General features: G+C 58.9%; 2 protein-coding genes and 1 pseudogene. 1 reads left to right on the top strand and 2 read right to left on the bottom strand.

The window, feature by feature from the left end; translation table 11 throughout:
* Nucleotides 1-821 (top strand): nitrogen fixation protein NifM (nifM, locus tag PROAA_RS11740; protein ID WP_186411521.1); only part of this gene is annotated, 821 nt, incomplete at its 5' end.
* A 70-nt stretch (nucleotides 822-891) separates the two neighbouring features.
* Here the strand turns inward: nifM and PROAA_RS19140 are convergent.
* Nucleotides 892-1,215, bottom strand: a complete 324-nt coding sequence (locus tag PROAA_RS19140) for an aminotransferase class V-fold PLP-dependent enzyme (RefSeq protein ID WP_245664256.1) — start codon at nucleotides 1,213-1,215, stop codon at nucleotides 892-894.
* A gap of 109 nt (nucleotides 1,216-1,324) precedes the next feature.
* A pseudogene (locus tag PROAA_RS19135) lies at nucleotides 1,325-1,405 on the bottom strand (hypothetical protein); the annotation flags it as partial.
* Between the last annotated feature and the right edge of the window lie 12 nt (nucleotides 1,406-1,417).

The following is a 1,417-nucleotide window of genomic DNA, read 5'->3' as shown; positions in this document are numbered from 1 at the left end:
ACGGCTATCTTGAGCTGAAGCTCTCCTGGCAACTGTTCGAGAAGACACCTGAAACGCTTACCGAAGATGAGCGTCGCCGCCTACTTGTCGTCGCGGAAAAGCAACAGGCGATCGAACAGTGCATTCTGGCCAGCGCCGAAGCCGCCAATGTCGTTGTCGTGCGCCGCACATTGTCCACGCGGCTGGAGGAAATCCACAAGCGGTACGCGAGCGAGGACGAATTCACTCAGGATCTGGAGCGCGTCGGCATCGGGGAAGTCGAGCTGGAAAAGGCTGTCGAACGTGATCTGCGTGTCGACGCGGTGCTCGAAAAGGTGGCCAGCTCGGCAGCGACGGTCAGCGCCGTCGACGCCGAAATCTTCTACCGCCTGCACCCGGAAGCCTTTGACCGCCCCGAGTCGCGACGACTGCGACATATTCTGCTGACCTTCAGCAATGCCAAAAAGAAAGCCAGGGCCTTCGCGCAACTCGAAGCGTGTCGATATAACGCAAAGGGTGCTGAAAGATTCGGCGAGATGGCGCTACGCCATTCGCATTGCCCGACGGCGACCGATGGCGGCAAACTCGGCGTGGTCAAACGCGGGCAACTCTACCCTGAACTGGAGCCTGCCGCCTTTTCACTTGCCGAAGGTGAAATCAGCAGGGTTCTTGAGTCGCCCATCGGTCTGCACATCCTGCATTGCGACGAGATTCTGCCGGGCGGCATCATGCCCTTTGTCGAAGTAAGGCAACGAATAATCGACCATCTGTTCGAGAAACGCCGGCACAAGAAGCAACGAGACTGGATCAAGCGTCGCCAATTGCGGCGGGCCAAGTCCTGATCGCCGATAAGACAACGGACAACGAGAACAACGCGGGCAAAGCAAGTCTATGGACTGCTCTAAAGACTATTCAGGCATACGTCGGAGCAAATGCGCCTTCAGGTTTGACGGCGGGGCCGCTCTTGCCCGCGCTGTCACCACTGTCGCTCCAGTAAGGTGAGAGCTTGCGCAACTGAGCGATGATAGGCGGTACGCCGGCGATCACGCGGTCAATTTCGGCTTCCGTGTTGAAACGCGACAGCGAGAAGCGGATCGTGCCGTGAGCAGCCGTGTAGGGTATCCCCATGGCCCGCATCACATGCGAGGGTTCGAGTGAGCCGGAGGTACAGGCGGAGCCCGAACTGCCGGCAATCCCCAGCTTGTTCATCAACAAGAGTATGGCCTCGCCCTCGATGTATTCGAAGGCGATGTTGCTGGTGTTGGGCAGGCGGCGGGCGAAAGCGGCAGCCGCGGCGCAGATAGAGAACGCCGATACCCTTGGGCGCGTGCAGCTTGTGACCGGAAAGGGAGAGCATGTCGATTTTGCTGTTCTTCAGGTTGATCGGTATCTTTCCTACTGCCTGCACGGCATCGGTGTGGAACATGATCCCCTTCGC

The sequence above is a fragment of the Candidatus Propionivibrio aalborgensis genome, from assembly GCF_900089945.1.
Lineage (GTDB): Bacteria > Pseudomonadota > Gammaproteobacteria > Burkholderiales > Rhodocyclaceae > Propionivibrio > Propionivibrio aalborgensis.
Note: the sequence above shows the minus strand (reverse complement) of the source record. Positions and strands in the feature narration are given on the sequence as shown.